This is a genomic window from Ruegeria sp. CH2, from assembly GCF_056537065.1.
The window spans coordinates 1-25072 of sequence record NZ_JBQFQV010000024.1; the positions used below are offsets into that span (position 1 = coordinate 1).

Sequence of the window (25072 nt, forward strand, 5' to 3'; positions counted from 1 at the left end):
CGGCAAAACGCTCCGGCCACCCGTCCCATAATCGCCCTCAGCGAAGGCAACGACCCCCGCATCACAAAAGGGGCCATCAACGCGCAGAGGGAGGGTCGTGCTGTTTTGAAATACACGCTCAGCAGGAGGGTATGATGTCATGACATCTCAGGTTCTCAATCTCTTCGGTGCGCCCGCAACACGCAGCGAACGGCGTCTGGCCGATCTTCCGGGCCGCGTTGTCGAAGGCGATCCGCATCACCAGATCGGGATGCATTTTACCAGTCCGGATGGCAAGTTGTCGGCGGGCACATGGACCTCGACGCCCGGAAAATGGCATGCGTTCACGGACAAAGACGAATATTGCTATATTGTCAAAGGCCATTGCGCTTTGATCCACGAAGACGGCACCCGACAGGATTTTCGCGACGGGGCAAGTTTTCTGATCCCGAACGGGTTTCGCGGCTATTGGGAAGTCATTGAGGAAACGACGAAGCACTTTGTGATCCGGGATTGCACGTAAGACCCGCAAGGTGCTCCGAAGTGCAGATGCCGTTACGAGGGGTAGTTGTTCTTGCCATAAAGGCGCTGCATGATCATGGGCGTCAGGTACATCGGGATCTGATACGCGCCGATGAAGGCCATGATCGGGGCGGTGACATCGGGTGGCAGGGCGACAAAGAATATGGCGATGTTCCGGTTTCCCGCGATGATCGATATCGCGGTCGATTTGTCTGCGGGCAGCCGGTTTCGGCTCAGGTGAAATGCAACGGCTTGTGCCCCGAAATTGGCCAGACAGGCGAGCGCGATCCAGAAGGCTGCAATGGCTGGGTTGTTCAGGGCCGTGGCACTGACCGAAGGCATCAGCCCGATGACAAACACAGCCAAGGTAAGTGTTCCCAGCCCTTCCAAATTCAGCAGCGTCGCGGGTGAGGGTGCGCGCAGAACTGTGCGCCGGGTGATAATGGCAGCCCCGGTTGCAAGTACGATGGTCAGCAGCAATTGCAACCCGGCCTGCAAGACAGATTGAATATCCCCCAGTTCGGGCATGAGCAGAAATACGGGCAATGCGGTCAGCGGCAACAGCGCCGTACCCACAACCATCAGCCGCATCGCGTGTTCAGGCGGATGGCCCATCATCAGGCACATATTGGGACTGCCTGAAATGGACGGGGCCGCCGCCATGATCAGCAGGGACAAAAGGACAGGCGTTCCAGTCCACCCCCCCGCAAACCCGATGGCCAGCACGATCAGCGGCATCACGAATTGAAACCCGATGACTGTGAATGCAACCTTCTGCAGATCACTCAGCGACCCGAGAATGGTTTCCGGGTTCATCCTGAGGACCGTGACGAACAGCAACAACACGACCAGAGGCGGCAGCAGGTTTCGCATCGGCTCGGCCAGGGACGGCAGCAGAAGGCCAGCCGCCAGCCCGGTGATCAGAACATGAGGGCCATGGCGCGCCGCCAGATGAAGCGGGTTCAAGGCCGTTCTACCCGCCCGGGCTTTGGCGCAGATTTTCCGGCAGCCAGGTCGCCAGATCCGGGAACCAGATGAGGATGAAAACCATTAATACCATGATCAGGAACATCGGGATCGCGGCGCGTGCAATGTAGCTCATTTCGTGGTTTGTCATGCCCTGCATCACGAACAGGTTGAACCCGATTGGCGGTGTGATTTGCGCCATCTCGACAACAACCACGATGAAGATGCCGAACCAGATCAGGTCGATCCCGGCGTCACGGATCATCGGTTCAACCACGGCCATGGTCAGCACGACCGAAGAAATCCCGTCCAGAAAGCATCCCAGAATGATGTAGAATACCAGCAAGACCATCAGCAGCTCGAACCGTGTCAGATCCCATCCTGCGATCAGGTCGGCCAGTCCGCGTGGGAGGCCGGTAAACCCCATCGACAGCGACAAAAAGGCTGCCCCCGCAAGGATCAGGGCGATCATCGCACTGGTGCGCGTGGCCCCCATCAGGCTTTCGGTAAAGGTCTTCCAGGTCAGCGACCCCTGACCGGCGGCCAGCAAAAGCCCCCCGATCACGCCGAAAGCGGCGGCTTCGGTCGCGGTGGCATAGCCCAGATACATCGACCCGATGACAACGGTGATCAGCAGGATCACAGGCAGCAGAAAGCGTGAGTTTTTGACTTTCTCGGAAAAGCTCAGTTTGCTTTCGTCATTCGGGTTCCAGTCCTTTCCCAGCTTGGAATACAGCGCGACATAGCCCATGAACATCGCCGCAAGAACAAGGCCGGGGAGGATACCGGCGAAGAACAGCTTGGTGATCGATTCATTGATCGTCACCCCGTACACGATCAGGGTCAGCGAGGGCGGGATCATCAGCCCCAATGTCGCAGCCCCGGTCAATGTGCCGATGATCATCCGCTCGGGGTAATTGCGTTTGCGCAACTCGGGGATCGACATCTTTCCGACGGTCGTCAGGGTTGCCGCAGACGACCCCGAGACAGCTGCAAAGACAGTACATCCAACAATATTCGTATGCACCAGACCACCGGGCAGGGGGGCCATCCAGGGCGACAGCCCCTTGAACATGTCCTCGGACAGTCGCGTTCGGTACAGGATCTCGCCCATCCAGATGAACATCGGCAGGGCGGTCAGGGTCCACGAGGACGATGCCGACCAGATGGTCGTGATCATGACGTCGCCCACGGGGCGTGTCGTGAACAGCTCCATCCCGACCCAGGCAACACCCATCAGGGCCAGTCCGACCCACACACCGGTGCCCAACAGGGTAAAAAGCACAAAGAGGAAGAGGATGATAACAGACAGATTTTCCATGCGCTTACTCTCCGTGGCTCTGATCGGCCAGATCGCGGACGATCCGATGTTCACCGCGGAAAAGGACATGGATCAGGTGATCCGTCAGGGCGATGGCAAGGATCACGGCACCGATCAGCATCGCGGATTGAGGGATCCAAAGGGCGGTTCTATCCTGCCCCTGGCTGACATCGTTGAACTTCCAGCTCCAGTAGACAAAGCGATAGGCATACCAACAGAAATACCACATAACAGCCGTGCCAATGGCAAAGCACCAGACTTCAAGAATGCGCCGCACCCCGTCCGGCACTGCGTTCAGCAGGATCGATACACGGATGTGACTGCCCCGGTTCAGCGCGTTGGCAAAAGCCAGAAAAGAGGCGGCAGCCATCGCATAACCGGCATAATCCGGTGCGCCGGGAAACACTTCGCCGGTCCAGCGGGCCAGCATCTGCACTACGATCAGCAGCAATATGGCAATCAGGCTGAGTGCCGCCAGAACCCCTGCCGCCAGATAAATGAAATCCAATACGGACCGAAGCCCTCGCAAAACCGCCATGCCGTCCCCGCTGTGTTCTGATTGGATGTGAAACGGGCGGCAGGATATGCCACCGCCCGTTCCGAAAGGATTACTGCGACGAATTGAAGGCGTCGACGATGGCCTTGCCTTCGTCCCCAGCGGCCTCCAGCCATTCATTGGTCATGGTCACGCCAATCTCTTTCAACTCCTGCACCATCTGATCCGATGCCGGGCCAACGGTCATGCCGCCATCCCGCAGGCCTTGCAAGGTAAAGCCGGTGTATTCCTTAGCGCGCCAGTTCCCGGCATATTCCGCCAGTTCCGCACAGCCTTTGATGACGTTCTTGTTGGCATCGGACACACCAGACCAGACGTCGGAATTGACCATCACGTAGTTGCGCGGCAGCCAGGCGTCGACCTCGTAGAAATAGTTCAGGCTTTCCCAAACCTTGCGGTCATATCCGGTTGATCCCGACGATATCATTGAATCCGCGACCCCGGTTGCAAAAGCCTGGCTGATTTCAGCCGCTTCGATGGTGACCGGCAGCATCCCGGTCAACTCGGCCAGCCGCGAAGTGGCGTTGTTGTACGAGCGGAACTTGATACCCTTCATCTCGGCGACCGAGTTCACCTCGTTTTTGAAATAAAGACCCTGCGGCGGCCACGGCACTGCATAAAGCAGTGTCAGGTTTTGTTCGGCCAGCAGGCTTTCGATCGAAGGTTTGGCTGCTTCCCAAAGCTTGGCGCTGTCGTCGAATGAAGTTGCAAGAAACGGGATGGAATCAAACCCGAACAATGCGTTTTCGTTCTGATGTCCGGACAGCAACCGCTCACCGATCGGGGCTTGTCCGGTCTGGATCGCGCGTTTGATGTCGGCGCCCTTGAACAGCGATCCGGACGGGTGCGTGACGATTTCGATCTCACCACCGGTGCCGGTGGTGACGCATTTGGCAAATTCCGCACCCGTGGCCGAGTGGAAGTTTGACGCCGAATAGGCCATCGGCATGTCCCATTTTTCGGCCATGGCGGGTGCAGCAGCGGTGGCAGTCAGCGCAGTTGCCGCCAGAAGGTTCGTCAGTTTCTTCATCATTCTTCTCCCTGTTGAATTTGGAAACACCGGCGTTTTTCACCGGTTTGTTTGTTATTTTGCGTATCGTGACGGCGCGTAGACGCTCATGTCGACATTTGGCGTTCTGCCCGCAATCATCTGCGCCAGAAGGCGCCCGGTTTTTGGCCCGCCTGTCAGGCCGATATGGTGATGCCCAAAGCCCATATAGGCCCCTTTGATACCGGGCACATCGCCAATGACCGGGATCGAGTCAGCCGGGGCGGGCCTGTGCCCCATCCATTCCACTTCCTCCTTCCATGTCACGCCCGGGAACGCCACCCGGGCATTTTTGCGCATCAACTCGAATGGTGCGCGCGAGGGCGGCGCATCCAGCCCTCCGAACTCGACAACGCCCGCCAAGCGTATGCGCCCATCCATCGGTGTCGCAACGAACTTGCCCGAGACAACCATAACCGGGCTGCGCGGCATCGCGGAAGGCTCTACCAATTCAAGATGATAACCACGTTCGCTTTCAAGAGGAACAGAAACTCCCAAGCGCTTTGCCAATGGGCCCGACCAGATCCCGGCCGTCACGACGGCTGCGTCACAAGCAATGGTCTCTCCACCGGCCCGAACACCGGTGACATGTCCGTTTTCCCGAACCACATCTTCGACATTTGCGCGTATGAAGCGACCGCCGTTCGCCTCAACATGCGCGGCAAGGTCTTTCACGTACCGGCCGGGGTCGGTGATATGGCCATGATCCGAAAGCCGGGCGGCAAATCCGATGTCCTGACTGTAAACCGGGTCATATTCATGGAAGGCGTGACCTTCCAATTCGTCCCACCGAAACCCGTTCCTGCGCCGGATCTCCCAACCAAAGGCATCTTCCTCAAAATGTGCGCGATCCCTGTAAAGAAACAGGTAATCTGACGGAACCAGCCACTTTTCCGCCCCCGTTCCGGCCGCCAGCGCCTTGTGGTCATTCAGACTGTCGCCAACGATGGATGTCAGTGCTGCGGCGATCCTCTCGACGTCGGCGGCGTTTGCATGGCGGAGGTATTTCCAGAGCCACGGCAGAAGCTTTGGCAAATACCCCCATTTCAGAAACAACGGTTGCGAGGGGCTCAGCAGCATCTTCGGTGCTTTTCCCAATAATCCGGGGACTGTTACCGGTACGATAGAACACGAGGCCAAAACCCCGCCATTCCCGTGCGAGGTACCTTCGGCAGGGCCTGCCTTGTCGATCAGGATCACATTGTGACCATCCCGCTGCAACCAGACCGCAGTCGACACGCCGACAATTCCGGCCCCTATGATGGCTATGGTTTTCTTGTCCGTCATTCTGTCACCACCTTGGCAACCGCATAATGATCCAGTTTGGTCAGGTCGGGTCTGCCGCCAAGTCCGGGGCCTTGAGGCACGCAAACCTGACCGTCCTTGACCTGAAATGGCTGCTCCAGAATGTCCTCTTTCAGGAAATAGGACGCCTGATAAAACTCACAGCCCAGAGAGATTTCCGGTGTCGCGGCAATCATGTGCGTGCCCGCCAAATGGGCCAGGCCAGCCTCGAACATGTCACCTCCATAGGCCGTCAGGCCATGGGCCGCAGCGATGCGCGCAACCGTCTGCCCGCGGGTCGGGCCGCCTGACTTCATGATCTTCACCGAAACCCCGTCGCAGATCCCTTCGCGTGCCGCGCGCTCCATGTCTTCGGGGCCAAAGACGCTTTCGTCGGCCAGAAGGGGAACATCCGTCATCTGCCGCAGCTTTGCCATCATGCCAAACTGATGGGCGCGGACAGGTTGTTCAATGAAATCCGGTTTGAACTGAGCGACGTCCCGCACCTGCGATGGCGCATCATCAATGCTGAGCCCTTGATTATAGTCCACGCGGACCGAGAGCTCCGGGTAGTTCTGGGCAAGGTACTCCAGCCGCATGATGTCGAAGGCGTGATCCTTGAACCCGGTCTTGAGTTTGACAATCCGAACACCATCCTCACGCAGGCGTGCCAATAGTTCGATGTCCTGGGCAAAGTCGGGATTTGCGATGGAACAACTCAGCGGAATGCTGTCGCGGAAGCGACCACCCAACAAGGACCAGACCGGAACACCGCTGATCCGGCCTGCCAAATCCAACAGCGCGGTTTCCAGCGCGGCCTTGGCTTCGGTGCAATGTGCCACGGCGTAAGCCGCACGTGCCATGATGGCGGCCCGATCCCCAACGCATGCCCCAAGAACGTGAGGGCGCAGATAACGGTTCAGCGCCGCAAAACTCGCTTCGGGTGTTCCGGTGAATACCGACCAGGGCGACGCCTCGCCATACCCTTGGGTGCCATCCTCGGATGTCAGGCGCAGGATGACGACTTCGCAAACGCCTTCAACCGATCCGATGCCGTGATCCCGACGGGATGTGACCGGCAGTTCAAGGTGCCACAGGTCATAGCCGATGATTTTCTGTGCCAGATTGCTCATTTCGCCCCCTGTCGATGGGGAAAGCCTGCCTTGACCGGACTATCATTTCAAATACTATATTTTCGTAAGTTCATCAGAAAAAGTGATGAGATTATCGTTGTCCCTGCGCTTTCGCCAACTTCAGGCTTTTCATGCCATAATGGAAACCGGAACTGTGACCGGCGCGGCCTCGGTTCTTGGGATATCGCAACCCGGCATCAGCAACCTTCTGGCACAGCTTGAACGCGAAGCGCGTCTGCCTCTGTTCGAACGGACAAAAGGCCGATTGCTGCCAACACCTGAGGCCGAGATGCTATTTCGTGAGGTCGACACGGTCGTGCGTGGGCTGGACCACGTGGCGCAGGCCGTAACCGATCTGCAGAACAAACATCCCGGACAGTTGCAGGTTGCCGCGCCGCACCTGTTGTCCTTTGGTTTTATGCCCCGCGAGATCGCGCGGTTTGCCAAAACGCGCCCGAACCTGTCTGTCAGCTTTCAGTCGCAATATTCGTCCAAGATTCAGGAATGGGTCATCTCGCGCCTGTTTGAAATCGGTATCGTCGAGATGCCCATTCTGCATGACACACTGAACTATCAGGAGTTTCAGTTTGAAACGCTCGCGACTTTTCCTGAGGGCAGTCCCTTGGCCGAGCACGACGTACTGACGCCAGAGATTTTGGAAAACGAACCCTTCATCGTGATGGGGCCGGAACACCAGACCCATCGCCGGACTCGCGACATCTTTCAGGCATCCGGCCACACATGGCGTACCCAGATACACACCCATCTGTCCGAAAACCTGCTGAGCTTTGTAAAACAGGGTATGGGGGTCGCGATGATCGACCCCTTTACTGTGACCTTTGACGACGAGAGCGGGTATCAGACCCGCCCATTTGCGCCGCCAGTCATGCTGGATCTCGCGATCATCACGGCCAAGGGCCGCCCTTTGTCCACGATTGCCCAGGAATTTCTGGCCCAGTTGACCCCGTCAATTGCCGCTTACGCGACCCATTCCGAGACCGGCGCGGCCGCTTCGTGAAGCGGCTGTGAGTGAATGTCGACAAGTGTTGGGCCGTCATGCTCAATCGCCTGTTTCAGCACGCGCGGCAGATCCTCGGCGTCTTTGACGGTCCAGGATTTGACGCCAAAGGCGGCCGCAACAGCGGCGTGGTCTGTCCGGTTGAAATCAACATTGTAATAGCGCTGACCAAATCCCGCTTTCTGGCCAGCCTTGATCCATCCGAAGACTGAGTTCGAGAAGACGATCGAAGTGATTGGCATATTGTGCCGGACCATCGTTTCAAACTCGCCGCAGGTGAACCCGAACGAGCCATCGCCCATGACCGACAGGGTTTTAACCGATGGCCGCCCGACATGTGCCCCCATGGCCGCGCCCAGCGAATATCCCAGCGCCCCATGTGCCCGGTTGGTGATGAAATGGCGCCCCGGTTTCCGCCAGCGGTAATATGCGCTGAAATAGGGGCAGGGGGTGCCGGGGTCGGCGACGACAATCGCGTCGTCATCCAGAATGTCCATCAGGGACGCCATGACGGCCTCGGGCCGGATCGGTGTCTCGCGACTTGCGGCCAGGGGGGCGAACGCGGTCCTCTTGGCCTCCCATGCGGCGCGGGCCTTGGCTGTTCCGCCTTGGCTGGTCAGGCCCTGCCGGTCTTCCAGTGCTTGCGCCAAAGCCTCCAGCGCCAGCCGGGCATCGGCGCAGATAGCCACTTCGGTCTGGTAATTGGCGCCGATCACCATCGGATCGCTGTCGATATGGATGATCGTGGTGTTGCGTCCGGGGCTTCTCCACCGTTCCGTTGTGACCGAACCGGCGCGGCAGCCAATGAACAAAACGACATCGGCCTGATCCACGACGGCGCGGGTTGCCGGGATGCCCCCGTTCGACCCGACAACGCCCAGGGCAAGCGGGTCGGTCTCGGCAATGGACCCCTGACCCGATACGGTTGTGGCCACGGGCATGTCCAGCAGGCCTGCAACCCGGCGCAGCGCATCGGTCGCCCGGGACAAAACCGGCCCGCCACCACAGACCGCAACCGCGGATTTGGCCCCTGCAAGAATGGCAGCCGCTGCTTCAATGGCGTCCGGGTCAGGTGCGGCCCGTTCAGCGGGATAGCTGCGGTGCCTGTCATCCGCCCAGATTTCAGCCTCGTCTACCTGCCCCTTCTGCGTGTCAAACGGCAGCGCCAGATGCGTCGCACCGGGCGTGCCGGTCGTCATCGCCCTGAAGGCGGCCCGAACCATGGCCGGAAGCCGCGCTGCGTCGTCGAGGGATGTGTTCCATTTGGCCAGAGGCCGGAACAGCGCAGGCTGATCCAGTTCGGTCAACGGGTATTTACCGCGGCTGGTCGTCGCCACATCCGACGTGATTGCCAATATCGGAACCGAGCTTTCGTTGGCCTCGACCACTCCGGGCAAGATATAGGTCGCACCACCACCGGACGGGCCCTCGCACACGCCGGGCTTGCCGGTGACGCGGGCATAGCCATCCGCCATATAGGCCGCGTGCCGTTCATCCCGTGTCAGAATGTGCTGAATGCTGTGATCCATCCGGGCAAGGGCATCATAAAAGGGCAAAGTGGTATCGCCGCACAGGCCAAACATATGCGTCACACCATGCGCTTCGAGCATGCGCACCATGGCTTCGGCTCCGGTCAGAAAATTTGTCCCTGTCATGGTTGCGAGTCCCTTGTGTCAAATCTGTACGCAGACCTGTATACAGTTTTGTATATTGATTTCAAGCTCAGCGTGTGGCACCTGTGATTCAAACGAAGAAGGGCTGGGGTAATGGCGGGTCCGCGCGTCGATGATATCTATGATCAGGTCAAGGCGATGGCGGTTTCGTTTCGCCTGCGCCCCGGCGACCGCCTGAACGAAGTGGCGTTGTCCAGGGATCTGGGCGTCAGCCGCACCCCGCTGCGCGAGGCGTTGAACCGTCTGGTTGCCGAACGGCTTTTCGACTTCCGCCCCGGACAAGGCTTTTTCTGCCGCCCGCTGGACGCGCAAAGCGTGTTCGACCTGTTCGAACTGCGCCAGATCATCGAAACAGCGGCGGCGCGTGCGGCCTGTGCCAAGGCATCGGACGAAGACCTGCAGCTGTTGCGGGACGAGCTTTACGCAACGGGCATCGACATCACCGGTCTGACTGTCGAAGAAGCCGTCAACCGGGATGAGGCGTTTCATTTGGGTATCGCGAAGCTGTCGGGGAATATGGAACTGTTGCAAACCCTGACGCGGATCAACGACCGTATCCGCTATATCCGTTGGATTTCCATGAGCCTCGACCGCGTGCAACGCTCAAAGGACGAACACAAACGCGTCATGCAGGCTTTGATGGACCGGAACGCGGATGAGGCGGCACGGGTTCTGGCTGCACATATCTCCAAGCGTATGGATCAGGTGCAGGATGCCGTGCGTCACGGGATTTCGAACATCTACATGGAAGGGTCGGACGATATTTCGACCCGTATCATCGAGGAGGTTGAGGGATGATCGCGCAGGGCGGAAAATCCATCTACGGTGCGTCTGTCGGCATTCTGATGCTGGATGCCCGCTTTCCCCGCATTCCCGGCGATATGGGCAACGCGCAGACCTGGCCCTTTCCGGTTCACTACCGCATTGTGCGTGATGCCTCGCCGGATCGGGTGGTACGGCACAAAGCCGAAGGCATGCTCGACGTGTTCATCGACGCGGCGCAGGAGCTTGTCAAAGATGGTGTGGACGGGATTACCACCAATTGCGGGTTTCTGTCGCTGTTCCAAAAAGAGCTGGCCCAGGCGGTCCCGGTTCCGGTGGCCACATCGTCCCTGATGCAGGTTGAAATGGTCAACCGCATCCTGCCGGCGGGAAAACGCGCCGGGGTTCTGACCATATCAGCCTCCACTCTGACCCAAGATCACTTGCTGGCCGCCAATGTTCCATTGGACACGCCTATCGGCACAACCGAAGGCGGGGCGGAGTTCACCCGCGCAATCCTTGGAAATGAGCTTGGTCTTGATGTGGAAAAGGCCCGCAAAGACAATGTCGAAGCCGCAATGGCCCTGACATCGGAACACACCGATCTTGGCGCGATCGTGCTGGAATGCACGAATATGTGCCCCTACGCGCCCGATATTCAGCGCGCCACAGGGCTGCCCGTGTTTTCTATCGTGTCTTTCGTGAAGTGGTTTCAGGCCGGTCTTGTTCCGCCCACCTACTAGACAGGTGACACGGGCGCTCTGACTGACCTGCCCTAAGATGTCACAGGTTCAGGTCGCCTTGTACCGAGTTCCGGATCACCCGCTCGGCATTCGGAATGTCGTTTGAAAGCGCCCGCTCTCTTGCGGCCTGTTTGTCCAGCCCAAACCCAACCCAACGGTCGGTGAGCCGGGTTTCCAGTGTTGCAAGATCGACGCCCAGAAACACCTTGAGCGCCCATAGGGAGTGAAGGCCCGACCAGCCCGGTTCATCCAGCAAAAGGTAATTGCCTTCAACCAGAATGACCCGCTGATCAGGCGAGATCATTGATCGGGCAGCGATTGCCAGATCAAGCTTTCGGTCGAAGCCCGGAATTGCAACTTCATCTTCGGTGCGCAAACGCACAAGCAAGGCACGAAACCCGGCAAGATCGAAGGTTTCCGGCGCGCCCTTGCGCGGGAAAAGCCCACGTTCTTTCAGGATCGCGTTGTCAAAGTGAAAACCGTCCATTGGCACAAGCCCTGCTGACACACCGCGCCGGTTCAGCTTGGCTGTGGCAAGGCTGGCAACGGTGCTTTTCCCGGATCCGGGCGGGCCGGCAATCGCGACAAGTTGCCGGTGTCGGGCCGGCGGCAGCGCCTCAACGGCGTCGACGATGCTGTCGGCCAGAACGTCAGGGGCGGTGCTGCCACCGGTCATGCAGCCTGATCCTCGGGCGGTGCGTCCTTGGCCCCGGTCATGAATGCTACGGCGTCGGACATCGAATAGTCCTTGGGGTCAATCACACACAGGCGTTTTCCCAGCCTGTGCACGTGAATCCGGTCTGCGACTTCGAAAACATGAGGCATGTTGTGGCTGATCAGGATGATCGGAATGCCGCGTGATTTCACATCCTGGATCAGTTCAAGGACTCTGCGGCTTTCCTTTACGCCCAGTGCTGCTGTCGGTTCGTCCAGAATGATGACCTTGGATCCGAATGCCGCCGCGCGTGCCACGGCAACGCCCTGGCGCTGTCCACCCGACAGGGTTTCGACGGCCTGATTGATATTCTGGATGGTCATCAGACCCAGTTCGCTCAGCTTTTCGCGGGCGAACTTTTCCATTGCCGGACGGTCTAGCATTCGAAGCCATGATCCCAATGGCCCCTTTCGCCGAATTTCCCGCCCCATGAACATATTGTCCGCAATCGACAGGGCAGGGGACATGGCAAGCGTCTGGTAGACGGTTTCAATACCGGCTTCACGCGCGTCGATCGGGGAATGGAAATTCACCTTTTGACCTTCCAGCCAAACATCGCCTTCGTCTGGCGTCACTGCGCCGGACACTGCCTTGATCAGCGTCGACTTACCCGCGCCATTGTCGCCGATCACCGCCAGAATCTCACCCGGCATCAGGTCAAAATCGCAGTGATCCAGCGCAGTCACCTTGCCGTAGCGTTTCACAAGGTTCCGTCCTTTGAGAATGGGTTCCATCAGGCTGCTACCTTTCTGATCCACTGGTCGACCGCGACCGCTGCGATGATAAGGATGCCGATCAGCAGGAACGTCCATTGTGCATCCGCGCCCAGCAACCGCAGCCCAAGCGTAAAGACACCCACGATCAGGGCACCAAACAGGGACCCCAGAATAGACCCGCGTCCGCCAAACAGAGATATCCCCCCGATCACGACCGCGGTAATGCTTTCGATATTGGCCAGCTGGCCCGAGGTTGGCGAAACCGACCCGATCCGGCCAATCAGGGCCCAGCCCGCAAAGGCGCAGATCAGCCCGGACAGCATGTAGACGGATATCAGCGTACGGTGCACGTTGACACCAGACAGTTCTGCCGCTTCGGGGTCATCTCCGACGGCATAGACATGCCTGCCCCAGGCCGTGTGCCGCAACGCGTATGCAAGGACGAGGATCAGCGCCAGCATGAAGACAACACCAACGGTAAACACCGCCCCGCCCACGTTAAACTTGGCACCAAACAGTTGCAGGATGGCGGCGTGTTCCTCGATCTCCTGCGACCGGATCGTTTCGTTTTGTGAATAAAGGAAATTCGCCGCAAGAACGATCTGCCACATGCCAAGGGTGACGATGAATGGCGGCAGCTTGATGCGACTGACCAGAAACCCGTTCAAGGCCCCGATTGCCGAGCCAACAGCAAGGCCGCACACAATCGCAACCGAAGGCGGCATTCCATAGCGGAAAGTGAATTGCCCCATCACAACCGACGACATCACCATGATGGCCCCAACACTCAGGTCGATGCCTGCGGTCAGGATCACAAGGCTCTGCGCCGCGGCCACGATCCCGACGATCTGAACCTGTTGCAGGATCAATGTCAGCGCAAAGGGCGAAAAGAACTTGGGGCCCAGCAAGACACCAAAGATGACGATTGCAGCGACAAGGACGATCAGCGGGACCAGCGACGGGTTCACATGCAGAAAATGCTGAACCGTTCCGACAAATCCGCGTTGGTGATCGTCAAATTCGGCAACTTGCTCTGGGCTGCCCTTTGCGGCGGTTTCGAAATCGTCGGCTTGTCGTGAAGAATCGGACATGGAACTTCCCCCAAAGCGTCAGGTTTATGACGACTTTAGCAAGGTTTCGGGCGTGTGGGTGGTTTTGATAAGTGGAAGGCCGCGCAGCGGCCTTCCACACGTTCAGCTTAACCCCAGCAGAGGTCCATGCCTTCCTGAACCGAGATGGACTCGACGCCGTCGGCGGCCTTATCCGTCACAAGCGCCACGCCAGTGTCAAAAAAGTCCTTACCGGGTGTGTTCTCGGGTTTCGTCCCTTCGTCCGCCCATTTCTTGACAGCCTCAACGCCCAGCGATGCCATCAGCAGCGGGTATTGCTGGGATGTTGCGCCGATGACCCCGTCCGCCACGTTCTGCACGCCGGGGCAGCCGCCATCGACGGAAACGATCAGCACGTCATTTTCGCGCCCGATAGCCTTGAGCGCCTCGTAAGCACCCGCTGCCGCCGGTTCGTTGATGGTATGCACCACGTTGATCATCGGGTCTTTGGCCAGCAGGTTTTCCATCGCGCGGCGGCCGCCTTCTTCGTTGCCAGCGGTGACATCGCTGCCAACAAGACGCGGGTCGTCTTCATCGCCGATCACGTTCGGATCGGCCAGATCAACACCGAACCCCTGCAGGAACCCCTGATTGCGAAGCACGTCCACAGTGGGCTGGCTGACCGCAAGGTCCAACGTGGCGATTTTGGCGTCGTTTGCCGTATCTCCCAGAGTGGCTTTTGCCCATTGTCCGATCAGAAGCCCCGCAAGGAAATTGTCGGTGGCAAAGGTCGCGTCGGCCGAGTCGATAGGCTCAAGCGGGGTGTCCAGCGCAATCACCAGCAGCCCGGCATCGCGGGCCTGCTGCACCGCCGGAACGATGGACGACGTATCCGACGCGGTCAGCAGGATACCCTTTGCGCCATCCAGAATGCAGGTTTCAATGGCCTGAACCTGAGTTTCGTGGTCTCCGTCGACTTTGCCGGCAAAGGCCTTCAGCGTCATGCCAAGCTCTTCGGCTTTGGCGGTCGCACCCTCTCTCATTTTAACAAAGAAAGGGTTGGTATCCGTCTTGGTGATCAGGCAAACGGTTTCACCTTCGGCCATTGCACTGCTTGCCATGGCCGTAACCGCCAGCGCCGTGGCGCCTGCAAGTTTCGCAAGTTTCATCGGTAGTCCTCCCAGTTTTCCCAATGCCCGTCCGGGCATACGTTTGATCGGGCGAAAACCGGCCCGATCGAACGTGAAAACCATCACAAGATTCGAATTTCGAGTCAATAAATAAATCACTCTTAATTATTATTGACAGAAAGGAAGGGTTTCAACATTGTCGTCATGAAGGGGATGGCCGTGTCTGCAATGAACTCTTTGGACAATACCACTGGCGTACGCGAGCCAGATATGCGCGGCACCAACCAAAGTGGAATGCGGGCCCGAAATGAACGGCTTGTCCTGTCACTGGTCCGGCGCCATCAGGCCCTCGCAAAATCTGAAATCGCGCGGATGACCGGGCTGTCGGCGCAGACGGTCTCGGTCATCATGCGCCAGTTGGAAACCGATGGGCTGCTTCTGCGGGGCGAACCGATCCGGGGAAAAGTCGGACAGCCCTCGGTTCCCATGCGCCTGAACCCGGATGGCGCTTATTTCTTTGGGCTCAAAGTCGGGCGGCGCAGTACCGAATTGGTGCTGACGGATTTCCTTGGCAATGTCAGGCACCGTGAGCGGCGGACTTATGATTTTCCGACGCCCGAGGCGACATTGAGCTTTTCCAAAGAAAGCCTCGACAAAGTGATGGCGTCACTGTCGCCCGAGGCGCGCAGCCGGATCGCGGGTCTTGGGATTGCGATGCCGTTCTACCTTTGGGACTGGGCGCAGACATTGCAGGTTCCGCAGGAGAAAATGGATCCGTGGCGTGACGCGGACCTGAAAGGCGCGCTGGCCGCAAGCTATGACTTGCCGGTATTCCTGCAGAACGACGCAACGGCCGCCTGCGGTGCCGAGCTGGTCTTTGGCCCGGCGGAAGGCCCACGAGATTTCCTGTATTTTTATGTGGGCTTCTTCATCGGGGGCGGGGTGGTTCTGAACGGCTCGATCTTTTCGGGGCGGGGAAACGCCGGTGCGCTTGGCCCATTGCCCGTGCCGGACGACGCAGGCGGAGTGAAACCATTGATAGATGTCGCCAGTCTTTATGTGCTGGAGCGCGCAGTTGGTGGGAATGCCGAAACAGCCGGCTCAATCTGGGAAACGACACAGCATTGGGACCTACCGGAAACCCACCTTGAGAACTGGCTGAAACAAGCGGCGCACGGGATCGCACATGCCATCGTCTCGTCTTGCAGCCTGATCGACTTCGAATCTGTCAAGATTGATGGCTGGATGCCCGCAGGCATCAAGGCGCGGCTGGTGGAATTGGTCGAGGTCAAACTATCTGACATGAACCTGACCGGGCTTGAACGGCCCTTGGTGCAGGTGGGGACGGCAGGCCCGGATGCCCGCTCATTGGGGGCGGCCAGTTTGCCATTGTCGGAAAGATACCTGCTCGAAGGGTAGTTCATTCCCGAAAAACCCCGACCTTTATCCAAAGCGGATCCGCCGGAAAAAGGGCATTGCCCGCTAAACTTTTTGACAGCCAGCGCAATTGATCGTTGACGGATGCCGAAGAAGTCTGGCAAGCCGCTCGGCATGTCCGGTTCCGGGGCGTGCTCTGGAATCAATAGGGAATGCGGTGCGGGCTTTGGCCCAACTCCGCAACTGCACCCGCAACTGTAAGCGGCGAGCAGGGCTGAAGTGCCACTGGAGTTAATCCGGGAAGGCCAGCCCAACGCTTTGACCCGCAAGTCAGGATACCTGCCGGACATGTGCCTTTGACAAGGGCACTCCTAATCGGCGACGGGATGTGCGTCGGAGCAGGATGCTTGAAAAAGCAGCTTAGCTTGGACGTCCCCGCAGTCAAAACGCATCTCGTACCGGGGTTGGTGCGATGGGACAAGGACGACTATTGATGACCAAGCTGCTTTCCGCAGCCGCTGTGGCGATGGCGCTTCCAGCGATGGCAAATGCGCATTTCCTGCTGGAATACACCGCTGACACCATGATCGACGCACCGGGGAATGTTCCGGTCAAGCTGATCTTTTGGCATCCGTTCTCGAACGGGCATGTCATGGATCTGGACAAGCCGCAGGAATTCTACGTGATCCACAACGGTCAGAAAACCGATCTGCTGGATACCCTGGAACCCGTACGTTTCACCGGCGGCGAAAACGAAGGCGCGGCATTCAAGGGTTATGTTCCCGTCAAACGGTCGGGCGACTATGTGTTGGTGACTGTTCCCCAGCCCTATTATGAGGAATCCGAGGATATCTATATCCAGCAGATCGCCAAGGCATTCATGAACCGCAATGAACTGCCGACCGACTGGATGAACCCGGTGGGCCTGCCGGTTGAGATCATCCCGCTCAACAAACCAACCAACATCATCGCGGGTTCGACGTTTACAGGTCGGGTTATGGCCGAAGGCCAACCGGTTGCGGGTGCCGAGATCGAGATCGAGTACATGGCCGCAGAACCGAACATGGAAAGCGCGGCCGCTTCCGCCCCGTCGGTCTCGCCGATGCCGGGTGGTGCATTGGTCGCAACTTCGGATGATAACGGGTATTTCACGTTTGGCGTTCCAAAAGCCGGATATTGGGGATTTGCCGCACTCGGCGCCGGTCCCGTGACCGAACACAACGGCAAAGAACTCAGTCAGGACGCGGTCATCTGGATCCGCGCCTGGGATTTGGAGTAACCGTAGATGCACATCGTTGACGGAGCCTTGTCCAACCCGGTCGTGATCGGCGGAGCCGTCGCTGCGGCGGGTGGGATTGCCATGGGCCTCAGGTCGCTGGATCTTGATCGCATCCCCACTGCGGGGGTGCTGTCTGCCAGCTTTTTCGTGGCATCGCTGATCCATGTGCCGATTGGCCCTTCGTCAGTGCATCTGATCCTCAACGGTATGGCCGGGCTTTTGTTGGGCTGGGCCGCATTCCCGGCCTTGTTCGTCGGGCTTTTGCTGCAGGCCGTCTTCTTTGGCTTTGGCGGGTTGACGGTATTGGGGATCAACACCCTGAACATCGCGTTGCCCGCGGTTTTGGCCGGGCTGATCTTTGGCCGCCTGATCGCCCATGGCTCACCTCTGCAAGGTGCGATATGGGGCGGGGTCGGCGGTGCCTTTGCCATCGCCGCCACAACCGGCATGGTTGCGTTTTCACTGGCCCTGTCCGGGGATGCATTCCTGCCAGCGGCCAAGCTTGTTTTCTTTGCACATATTCCTGTCATGGCGATCGAGGCGATCCTGACTGGGTTCGCGGTTTTGCTGGCGCGCAAGGTCAAGCCCGAGCTGTTTGTCAAACGAGCGGTCGCATGAGGTATCTGGCAATCATTCTGGCGCTGTGCTGCGCACCCCTACCTGCCTTGGCGCATAAGGTCATAGCCGGAGTGTTTAAATCCGGTGACGCCATCGAAGGCGAAATCGGCTTTTCCAACGGCGACATGGCAAGCGATACCGAGGTCATCGTCAACGGCCCGGACGGAGCCGAGCTGGGCCGTATCGTAACAGATGCAGACGGGTTTTTTATCTACACGCCAAACGCGCCGGTGGCCCATACATTCTTTGCAAACCTTGGTGCCGGACATGTGGCCGAGGTCACCATGCCCGCTGCGGATGTCGCCCGGATCATGGGCGTTGAAGCGGAACCCGACACCCCGCCAACAAACGCACCTGCCCAGACAGTGGCGGTGTTCAGCACAGAACAACAACAGGTCATTGCCAGGGCCGTTCGGGATGAGCTGCGCCCGCTGCGTCGGGAAATAGCGGCATACCGCGAACAAAATGACCTGCAAACTGTTCTGGGTGGGATCGGATATATCGTCGGTCTGTTTGGTCTGGGCTTTTACTTTGCGGCACGCCGCAAGCTGGCGGCTTGATGGCGCACGTTCTGGGGCAACAGGAAAACACGCTGGTCAAAGCGGGCGCGCAGCGGCGCGGCGCGATCAACCCGCTTGATCCTAGGATGCGGATCGTTATGGCGGTTGTCTTCGCGGTGGTGACAGTGGCGGTGTCCTCGCTGACAGCGCTGTGCGCGGCTCTGGCGGTGTCCCTTTCGCTTCTTGCCGCGTCGCGTCTGCCCTGGCGGAAGACATTGAAACGCATGGCCATGATGGACGGGTTCATCCTGTTCATGCTGGTGTTGTTGCCATTCTCCATGCCCGGCGACCCGATGTTTACGCTCTGGGGGTTTCCTGCAAGCTGGCAGGGTTTCTGGAAAGCGGTCGAGATCGCCTTGACGGCCAACGCGGTCATCCTGTCCCTTATGGTGCTGGTCGGCACGATGGAGCCGGTTACGCTTGGCCACGCCTTGCACCGCCTACGCTGCCCCGAAAAGCTGGTTCACCTTCTGATGTTCACCATCCGCTATATCGAGGTTCTGCGGGAAGAATACCTGCGCCTGCGCGCGGCTATGAAAGTGCGCGGCTTTCGCCCGGCAACAAACTGGCACACCTATCGCAGCTTTGGCTATCTCGTTGGCATGATGCTGGTGCGCGCGATCGAAAGATCCGAACGCATACTTGATGCGATGAAATGCCGGGGGTTTTCAGGCCGTATGCTGCTTCTTCAGGATTTTGCCCTGACCCGAAGGGACATTGTTTTTGCCGCAGGTCTTGGTGCTCTTTGCGCGGGTCTGATCATACTGGATTTTGCATGGCACTGATTGCGCTTGAAGATATCTGCTTTGCCTACCCCGGTCAGCCACCCGTTCTGGATGGTGCCAGCCTCAGCCTGTCCGCCGGTCAACGCCTGTCGCTGACGGGCCCGAACGGGGCGGGAAAATCGACCTTGCTGCGTATCACGCTTGGCTTGCAGCGCCCACGGTCCGGCACGGTCACGATCTTTGGTCAGCAAAGGGTGCAAGAGGCCGATTTTCACGACGTGCGCCGCCGGGTGGGACTTGTGTTTCAGGATGCGGATGATCAGTTGTTCTGCCCGACCGTCGCCGAGGATATCGCCTTTGGCCCGCTCAACCTGGGCAGAACACGCGACGAAGCACTTGCCATCGTTGAAAGCGTGTTGGGTGATCTGGACCTGATGCATCTGAAGAACCGCATCACCCACAAGTTGTCAGGGGGTGAAAAACGGCTGGTTACGCTGGCGACCGTTCTGGCGATGGAGCCCGAGGTTCTGCTGCTTGATGAGCCTACCAACGCGCTGGACCCACGGAACGAGGCCCGGCTGCTGGAAATCCTCCGGGCATTGCCGCAAGCGATCCTTCTTGTCAGCCATTCCCCGGCCTTCCGCGCCGAACTGGCACCGGATGCGCTCGATTTGCGAGACGGAAAACTGGTGGCTGTCTGACAGGACCAATCCGTGTTCAGCTGTGCCGCTTTCGGCTTATAAGCCCATATCTGACCGCCCATGCCCGAAACGACAGGCGTCCGCGCCGGTCCTGTTTCACCGGGTGTTTCGACTGCGCACCACCTTTTCGGTTGAATTCGAAAACGTCGATGATGCGCTCGGCGCAACCGCAGGCTTCGCCCATGCCAACTTTGGCAAAGAAGAATTTTTCGAAACGTTCCGGGTTTTGCATGGCGGCCCTCCTGTTCAAGCGTAACCCCAAAAGCCAAGTGCCGCCAAATCACATTGTTGCGGTCGCAGAGGGGGTCCTATGGCGCGGCGAATGCGCTTCCCGTCCAGACATTGTCCAGTTGGTTAAAAACCGGCGAGGTGATGAGCATCTCGGCAGGGTACAGCAATTGCAGCTCATCCGCGAACCGTGTGACGCCGGGTACAAGCCCGGTGATGTTCTGCCACGCGGCCCAGCTGCCGGGATCGGACAGGCTGTTGGGATTGCCGGGATCAGCCGCCTGGTGCCAACCGGCCGCATTCAGGATCGGTGAAAGGGCAAAGCGCGCATCGTTGCTGTCAACCTCGGAACAGGCAGCAGCATCGCATTCCCAGCTTGTCCAGTCTGCCGCCGCGATGGTCCCGGCAATCGGGGCGGCGGCGTCGATGACCCGTGCCAGAACCTCGAACCCGCCACCCGCAGTCGGACGGCTGAGCGACAGGGGGTCGGTGGCCACGGCATGCAGCGCCGCAGTTGGTGCCAGGCTGAGGGTCCGACCGATCAAAGCCAGCTGTGCAATACCGTCGGTCACCGGGCCTGATCCGGCGGCCGGCAGGACCCTGACAGGTGTCAGGATCGGCACCGCACCGCCACGTATCGCGATTTCCTGCAACGCATTGTCGAAGGCCGGAACGAAATCACTGCGGATCGTGAAGCTCAGCGGGAAACTGGCTTGTTGCGGACCTACGGGCCTTGCCCCGTCGCGGGTGATGAAAGACATCGGCGGAATGGCACCCGGCTGCGGCAGCGAAATCTGCGGTCCCGCGATACCCAAAGCGGCCGCGATCATGCGTGCGCGCTGTTCGGCCTCACCATACTCGCTCAGCAGATTGATATAGCCGCCGATCTCGGTGATGTTGCGCGGCGCAGGGATGCGCGATGGGGCAATATCGCCCGCAATGGCAAGCCTATGGGCAATCACCTCACGGGCACGCTGGATCGCCGGAGAGTTGGTCGTTTCAAGAATGTTGATGATCGCCTCGGCAAGGCTTTCATCAATTCCCGGTTTGTCCGTCACATTTGTGCTCGTGTCACTCATTGTCGTCCTCCGCAGGGGCGTTCAGGCCATTGAGGAAATCCAGCACCGACTGGCTGCCGGCCTTGGTCGCGCTGCCGTCATCGGCATCCGCGTTCGCCTTGGTGAAGGCCCCGAAAAGCTTGGCCAGAAGCAGCGTGTTGGATGGGTTGGCCAAAGCAGCAGCCCCGCCGGGGAAATCCTTGAACAGGTTTTGAACGAAACCGGCCCGGTTGCCATCCGGTTGCCCACCGATCAGCGCGGAAACACCCGAAGCGTTCTTGGCAATATCCTCAAACCCCTTGATCTTGGCGGCATTGCTGGCGTCGAATGCCTTCTTGTCAGCGGCGGCCTTCTTGGCTTCTTCCTCTTTGCGGGCGGCAGCGATTTCCTGACCTTTACCCGCAAGTTCCGTGGCCTTTCCAACCAGCTCCTTGGTCAGATCCGTCGCCGTGTCGATGGCCTTGTCCCGACCGGCGGCGACCGATTGCGTTTCAAGCGCCAGTTGCGCCTGCAACTCCTTCAGGCCCGTCAGATCAGTTCCCGCCCTTGCAAGATCAGGCGCAGCCTTGAGGATTTCGGCCAGTTGCGACGTGGGCACAGCCTGGCCGGTGCCAATGTCGCCCCCTGCAATGGTCAGCGTGTTCGAAGGCTGGTTGTTCGGCAGGTCTGACGGCGCACGTGTACCAAAGATGGCGTCACTGTCAGCAGGCAGGACCGGCGCGTCGCCAACCGGTGGCGGTGTCGGGCTGTCCTGCCAGTTCCAGAAGCGGCGATGGTCGATCATCTCGCAGGAATTGCAGCGGCCCAGTACAGCCTCGCCCAACAGGCCCCTGGTCGGCAGCGAGATCGTGCGGCGCGGTGGTCGGAAGTCTTCGCGATGGAAGGCCAGAAGACTGTCCTGAATGTCACCGGTCCGCATCTCCATCCGGTCGGCCAAATCGGGCGGGATCGAGAAGGGCATGATCATGGCATTGCCATAGAACCCCAACACCTTGTTCTGGACGGTGCTGAGCAGCGATATCTCGCTTGAGGCATCGTCCAGCCCGCCTTCCGGTACCCCTATGGTGAAACGCTCCAGCAGAATCGCACGTTCTTCGTCCGTCATGCTGGCCCAAATCACGCGGGAATAGCGAACGGTGTTGGCCACAATATGCTGGTACATTTCTTCGATGCGGCGCAGATCCCGGCGTGACAGAACGTCCGGCACTTCCTGCACCGAATAGGGCAGGGTGGCAGGCAGCGCCTGGAACGTATTGTCATCAACAACGGTCTGGGCGTTTTCGTTCATACGCGCCTCAAACTCGCTGACCATGGGCGGACCCACCAGATCGTCAAAGTCCGAGCCCGAGATCGTGGTGCGAAGGCTGCGGTTGATATTGCGGGTGGCCCGATCCAGATCGTCGGCATCTTCCAGATTGGCCAGATGCTCCCAGATGTTGAAAATGTTGATGGGATCAGGACCGGTGTAGAACGAGTAGGCAAACGAACCCGTCCGCCTGCGCAGCTCGACACGGGCGATATCCGACCGCTCGACCGAACGGGGCAAAGCCACAGAGCCGGTATAGGTCCGGCGCTTGGTCGGATCACGCCGGGCATCAGCCAGCCGGACAAGCAGGTTCTCGCGTGTTTCCGCTGGCAGGTCATGCAGGTTGTCGATGTCGATCGGCGATCCGGTCAGCGGCACAGGTCCGACCCGGTCGCCATCCTGCGTGAAGATCACGACAGAAATGTCATCATTGGGCATGAACGTGCCCTGCGCCTCGAAACTGACGATGTCCTGTGCGACGCCGGGCGCGTTCTGCGGTGTTGCATCCTTGTCCGCATAAAACTCTTCCAGCAGCTTCAGTGCGCTGCGGAATCTGCGGCGGTTTCGGAACACGCGCCGGAACACTTCGGCATGGCGCAGGATGACCTTGTACCGGCTCAGCAATCCGGACCGGGTGACATTGCCCGGCAACTGATCGCCTTGCCCCAGACGGCGGAAGCGGATGAGTTGCATGGGCACAAAGACCACCAGCTGCACGCCCTCGATACGCGTTTCCAGGGAAAAGTCCCGCAGGACTTCGAACCATTGCATGGTCATTGCGTGGCAATGATTGCGGTTGGCCACGAATTTCGTTGTTGCCGTCCGCCGATCCGTCGCAGTTGCAGTGCGCACACTGGTCCGTGCAGAATTGCGCTTGACCGAAGCCGCCCGTTCAAGCGCGGCAGAGAATGTCTCATGGGTGTCGGACAGAAAATCGCGCGATGTGTTCTGCGTGTTGGACGAATTGCCGGAAGAATTCGAACTGGACCGTGCGCCGCTGAAGCCCACGCCGCCGACGATGGCCCCGATGCCTCCGAACAGGCCGCCACCAACGCCACCTGCGCCTCCGAAGCTCTTTGAAAAAGCGCGGGTCGAAAACGAAGACGTGCCCTGAATTACCTCATCCAGCGCGCTTTCAAACGTACTGTCAAAGGACGTGTCGCGGGCTTCCTCGAATTCCTGTTGCTCTTCAAATGTCAGGCTCTCTCGTTCACGTACGCTCAGTGTTTCGCGCTGTTCCGACACGACAATCCGCTGCTCTTCTCCCGGGGCAAGCGGCAGGGAATAGACCAGCCGACCCAAAGACATGCCAGCGTGGACAGCCGTCGACCGCATCTTGGCAATATACCCAAGCGCAAGGCTCGACGCTTTGGGCACATCCTGAGGCCGCTCTTCAAGATCTTCAAAGAAGTCTTCAATATCAATAGGTTCATCAATCGGAATCCGGTCCCGAAAATCCCAATCACCCCCGTCATTGTTGAACGCGGCCAGAAGCGTTTCGGCGGACAGATTGGCCTGAGCAAAGGTTGTACCCGGAATAGTCGTCACAAAACGGCCACCGCCTATGGGGCGTGTTCGAACGATATTCTTGGGCCCGACGAGCGGATCAATCAGCCGGTAAAGAACCGAATAGCGCCGCCGTGAAACCGTGCCGCCTTCGGTTCGGTACTCCGACGCGCAATCGCCCTCGCCCAGCACGATAGGGGCCTGCGTACCGGTGAAATCGGATATGTTTTCTTCAGCATCCTCGGGATCCACCGGCAAGATATCGGCCAGCTCGCCGACGATCGAACGCTGCAAAGGGAGGAGCGTGCGATCCAGCACCACAAGGCCCATTTCGCCGTCCAGCGCGTCAACGCGCGGCACGGCTTCTGTCAGGGTGGTGTTTTGACCCCTGATCCGCAACCGCAGGCCGTTCTGTGGCAGGCGAAGATTGGGCAGATCAAGCGAGAAGAGCCCGCGCGCGTCCGTGACGGCGGCTTTGACAGCCCACGAGAAATCCGCGTTGTCGATCCCTTCATTGGCGGTAAAGGTGGGGCGCAGGACCTCGACGATCACACGTTCGGTAGGGGTCCCGTCAGGGTTGATCAGTTCCCCCCGCAGTTTCGGAGCGAGGGTGGGAACGACCGCCCCCAGAAAGCCTCCGGCCAGATCTTCGCGAATGGTTGCAAGCTGGCGAAAAACTGCGCCTGTCGACTGAACACGCCTGTCAACCAGATCGTTGATCACTTCCGCAGAAAGCTCAACTCCAACACCGCGGCGCAATGCCTTGAGCTTTTCCGCCTCAACCCGCTTCTGATCCTCAACGCTGTGCGCACCAGCCGCGACAGTGCCGGAAATTTCCGCTGATATCGATGGGTTTGGCCGAAGATTTGGTATGGACAGCGTTATGCGCGGGGGCTCACTGCTGGAGTCGGACATGAACGTCACCTCTCGAGAAAGAGCTGAAAAAAACGAGATGTCAGAAAAAGAAGTCAAATCATTAAAGGTGACCCAAGGTAACATGTTTGGGGGATTCGCGGAAGCAACGCAGGGTTGTGCCTACCGCCACGCGCGGCAAAGCGCTCAGGACAAGCACCGTGTCTCTTGCTGCTGACGGTATCCA

The 25072-nt window shown here is 59.1% G+C and carries 25 protein-coding genes and 1 riboswitch; of the genes, 11 read left to right on the forward strand and 14 right to left on the reverse strand.

All coding sequences use genetic code 11. The features are described 5' to 3' along the window. The first annotated feature begins 139 nt into the window (after positions 1–139). Positions 140–502, forward strand: coding sequence for a cupin domain-containing protein (locus ACR0M9_RS19805; RefSeq protein ID WP_480484893.1), 363 nt, complete (start codon positions 140–142; stop codon positions 500–502). A gap of 32 nt (positions 503–534) precedes the next feature. Here the strand turns inward: ACR0M9_RS19805 and ACR0M9_RS19810 are convergent, their stop codons facing one another. From ACR0M9_RS19810 to ACR0M9_RS19835, 6 genes are all read right to left on the reverse strand, one after another. Next, positions 535–1467 carry a hypothetical protein gene (locus ACR0M9_RS19810; RefSeq protein ID WP_480774452.1) on the reverse strand — a complete coding sequence of 311 codons (933 nt, stop codon included), beginning with the start codon at positions 1465–1467 and terminating at the stop codon, positions 535–537. 7 nt (positions 1468–1474) lie between these two features. Beyond that, positions 1475–2788 carry a TRAP transporter large permease gene (locus ACR0M9_RS19815; protein ID WP_480560740.1) on the reverse strand — a complete coding sequence of 438 codons (1314 nt, stop codon included), beginning with the start codon at positions 2786–2788 and terminating at the stop codon, positions 1475–1477. A 4-nt stretch (positions 2789–2792) separates the two neighbouring features. Then, the gene (locus ACR0M9_RS19820; RefSeq protein WP_480589049.1) at positions 2793–3326 is read right to left on the reverse strand and encodes a TRAP transporter small permease; all 534 of its coding nucleotides are present in this window, start codon (positions 3324–3326) and stop codon (positions 2793–2795) included. A 70-nt stretch (positions 3327–3396) separates the two neighbouring features. Beyond that, entirely contained in the window at positions 3397–4374 is a 978-nt protein-coding gene (locus ACR0M9_RS19825; RefSeq protein WP_480484889.1) for a TRAP transporter substrate-binding protein, read from the reverse strand. Between the two features lie 54 nt (positions 4375–4428). Next, a complete protein-coding gene (locus ACR0M9_RS19830; RefSeq protein ID WP_480774453.1) occupies positions 4429–5679 on the reverse strand; it encodes an NAD(P)/FAD-dependent oxidoreductase in 1251 nt (416 codons plus the stop codon). Beyond that, the gene (locus ACR0M9_RS19835; RefSeq protein WP_480774454.1) at positions 5676–6809 is read right to left on the reverse strand and encodes an enolase C-terminal domain-like protein; all 1134 of its coding nucleotides are present in this window, start codon (positions 6807–6809) and stop codon (positions 5676–5678) included. The genes ACR0M9_RS19830 and ACR0M9_RS19835 overlap by 4 nt, the downstream gene beginning before the upstream one ends. Positions 6810–6906: 97 nt before the next feature. Between ACR0M9_RS19835 and ACR0M9_RS19840 the strand changes: the two genes are divergently transcribed. Then, entirely contained in the window at positions 6907–7827 is a 921-nt protein-coding gene (locus ACR0M9_RS19840) for a LysR family transcriptional regulator (RefSeq protein WP_480774465.1), read from the forward strand. On the opposite strand, the gene ACR0M9_RS19845 is transcribed toward ACR0M9_RS19840, so the two are convergent. Continuing rightward, complete coding sequence (locus ACR0M9_RS19845; RefSeq protein ID WP_480774455.1) at positions 7788–9482, reverse strand: thiamine pyrophosphate-binding protein; 1695 nt, start codon at positions 9480–9482, stop codon at positions 7788–7790. The two genes, ACR0M9_RS19840 and ACR0M9_RS19845, sit on opposite strands and share 40 nt — an antisense overlap. Positions 9483–9593: 111 nt before the next feature. On the opposite strand from ACR0M9_RS19845, the gene ACR0M9_RS19850 reads away from it, so the two are divergent. Further along, positions 9594–10298: a GntR family transcriptional regulator gene (locus ACR0M9_RS19850; RefSeq protein ID WP_267365469.1), complete on the forward strand. Its 705-nt coding sequence runs from the start codon at positions 9594–9596 to the stop codon at positions 10296–10298. After that, positions 10295–11005, forward strand: a complete 711-nt coding sequence (locus ACR0M9_RS19855) for an aspartate/glutamate racemase family protein (RefSeq protein WP_480484883.1) — start codon at positions 10295–10297, stop codon at positions 11003–11005. The genes ACR0M9_RS19850 and ACR0M9_RS19855 overlap by 4 nt, the downstream gene beginning before the upstream one ends. 40 nt (positions 11006–11045) lie before the next feature. On the opposite strand, the gene ACR0M9_RS19860 is transcribed toward ACR0M9_RS19855, so the two are convergent. The 4 genes from ACR0M9_RS19860 to ACR0M9_RS19875 all read right to left on the reverse strand — a co-directional run bounded on the left by ACR0M9_RS19860 (position 11046) and on the right by ACR0M9_RS19875 (position 14654). After that, complete coding sequence (locus tag ACR0M9_RS19860; protein WP_480540000.1) at positions 11046–11681, reverse strand: nucleoside/nucleotide kinase family protein; 636 nt, start codon at positions 11679–11681, stop codon at positions 11046–11048. Continuing rightward, the gene (locus ACR0M9_RS19865) at positions 11678–12454 is read right to left on the reverse strand and encodes an ATP-binding cassette domain-containing protein (protein ID WP_480484881.1); all 777 of its coding nucleotides are present in this window, start codon (positions 12452–12454) and stop codon (positions 11678–11680) included. Before ACR0M9_RS19865 ends, ACR0M9_RS19860 begins: the two co-directional genes overlap by 4 nt. Beyond that, positions 12454–13527 (reverse strand): ABC transporter permease, encoded by a 1074-nt coding sequence (locus tag ACR0M9_RS19870; RefSeq protein ID WP_209508213.1) that lies wholly within the window; start codon positions 13525–13527, stop codon positions 12454–12456. Before ACR0M9_RS19870 ends, ACR0M9_RS19865 begins: the two co-directional genes overlap by 1 nt. Positions 13528–13634: 107 nt before the next feature. Then, on the reverse strand, positions 13635–14654 hold the full coding sequence (locus tag ACR0M9_RS19875) for a substrate-binding domain-containing protein (RefSeq protein ID WP_480774456.1): 1020 nt from the start codon (positions 14652–14654) through the stop codon (positions 13635–13637). Between the two features lie 189 nt (positions 14655–14843). On the opposite strand from ACR0M9_RS19875, the gene ACR0M9_RS19880 reads away from it, so the two are divergent. From ACR0M9_RS19880 to ACR0M9_RS19905, 6 genes are all read left to right on the forward strand, one after another. Beyond that, a complete protein-coding gene (locus ACR0M9_RS19880) occupies positions 14844–16034 on the forward strand; it encodes an ROK family transcriptional regulator (protein ID WP_480774466.1) in 1191 nt (396 codons plus the stop codon). Between the two features lie 120 nt (positions 16035–16154). After that, a riboswitch (cobalamin riboswitch) is annotated at positions 16155–16353 on the forward strand. A 132-nt stretch (positions 16354–16485) separates the two neighbouring features. Further along, a complete protein-coding gene (locus ACR0M9_RS19885; RefSeq protein WP_480774457.1) occupies positions 16486–17271 on the forward strand; it encodes a DUF4198 domain-containing protein in 786 nt (261 codons plus the stop codon). Positions 17272–17277: 6 nt separating this feature from the next. Then, positions 17278–17889 carry a cobalt transporter CbiM gene (gene cbiM / locus ACR0M9_RS19890; protein ID WP_480560724.1) on the forward strand — a complete coding sequence of 204 codons (612 nt, stop codon included), beginning with the start codon at positions 17278–17280 and terminating at the stop codon, positions 17887–17889. Further along, a complete protein-coding gene (locus ACR0M9_RS19895) occupies positions 17886–18449 on the forward strand; it encodes a cobalt ABC transporter permease (protein ID WP_480774458.1) in 564 nt (187 codons plus the stop codon). Before cbiM ends, ACR0M9_RS19895 begins: the two co-directional genes overlap by 4 nt. Further along, complete coding sequence (gene cbiQ, locus ACR0M9_RS19900; RefSeq protein ID WP_480774459.1) at positions 18449–19234, forward strand: cobalt ECF transporter T component CbiQ; 786 nt, start codon at positions 18449–18451, stop codon at positions 19232–19234. The genes ACR0M9_RS19895 and cbiQ overlap by 1 nt, the downstream gene beginning before the upstream one ends. After that, complete coding sequence (locus tag ACR0M9_RS19905) at positions 19225–19875, forward strand: energy-coupling factor ABC transporter ATP-binding protein (protein WP_480774460.1); 651 nt, start codon at positions 19225–19227, stop codon at positions 19873–19875. Before cbiQ ends, ACR0M9_RS19905 begins: the two co-directional genes overlap by 10 nt. 16 nt (positions 19876–19891) lie before the next feature. Here the strand turns inward: ACR0M9_RS19905 and ACR0M9_RS19910 are convergent, their stop codons facing one another. From ACR0M9_RS19910 to ACR0M9_RS19920, 3 genes are all read right to left on the reverse strand, one after another. Further along, positions 19892–20107 carry a hypothetical protein gene (locus ACR0M9_RS19910; protein WP_480539989.1) on the reverse strand — a complete coding sequence of 72 codons (216 nt, stop codon included), beginning with the start codon at positions 20105–20107 and terminating at the stop codon, positions 19892–19894. Between the two features lie 76 nt (positions 20108–20183). Further along, positions 20184–21182, reverse strand: a complete 999-nt coding sequence (locus ACR0M9_RS19915; RefSeq protein WP_480774461.1) for a hypothetical protein — start codon at positions 21180–21182, stop codon at positions 20184–20186. Continuing rightward, positions 21175–24888, reverse strand: coding sequence for a hypothetical protein (locus ACR0M9_RS19920; protein ID WP_480774462.1), 3714 nt, complete (start codon positions 24886–24888; stop codon positions 21175–21177). Before ACR0M9_RS19920 ends, ACR0M9_RS19915 begins: the two co-directional genes overlap by 8 nt. On the opposite strand from ACR0M9_RS19920, the gene ACR0M9_RS19925 reads away from it, so the two are divergent. Next, positions 24887–25063, forward strand: coding sequence for a hypothetical protein (locus ACR0M9_RS19925; protein WP_480539983.1), 177 nt, complete (start codon positions 24887–24889; stop codon positions 25061–25063). The genes ACR0M9_RS19920 and ACR0M9_RS19925 overlap by 2 nt on opposite strands. Positions 25064–25072: the final 9 nt, after the last annotated feature.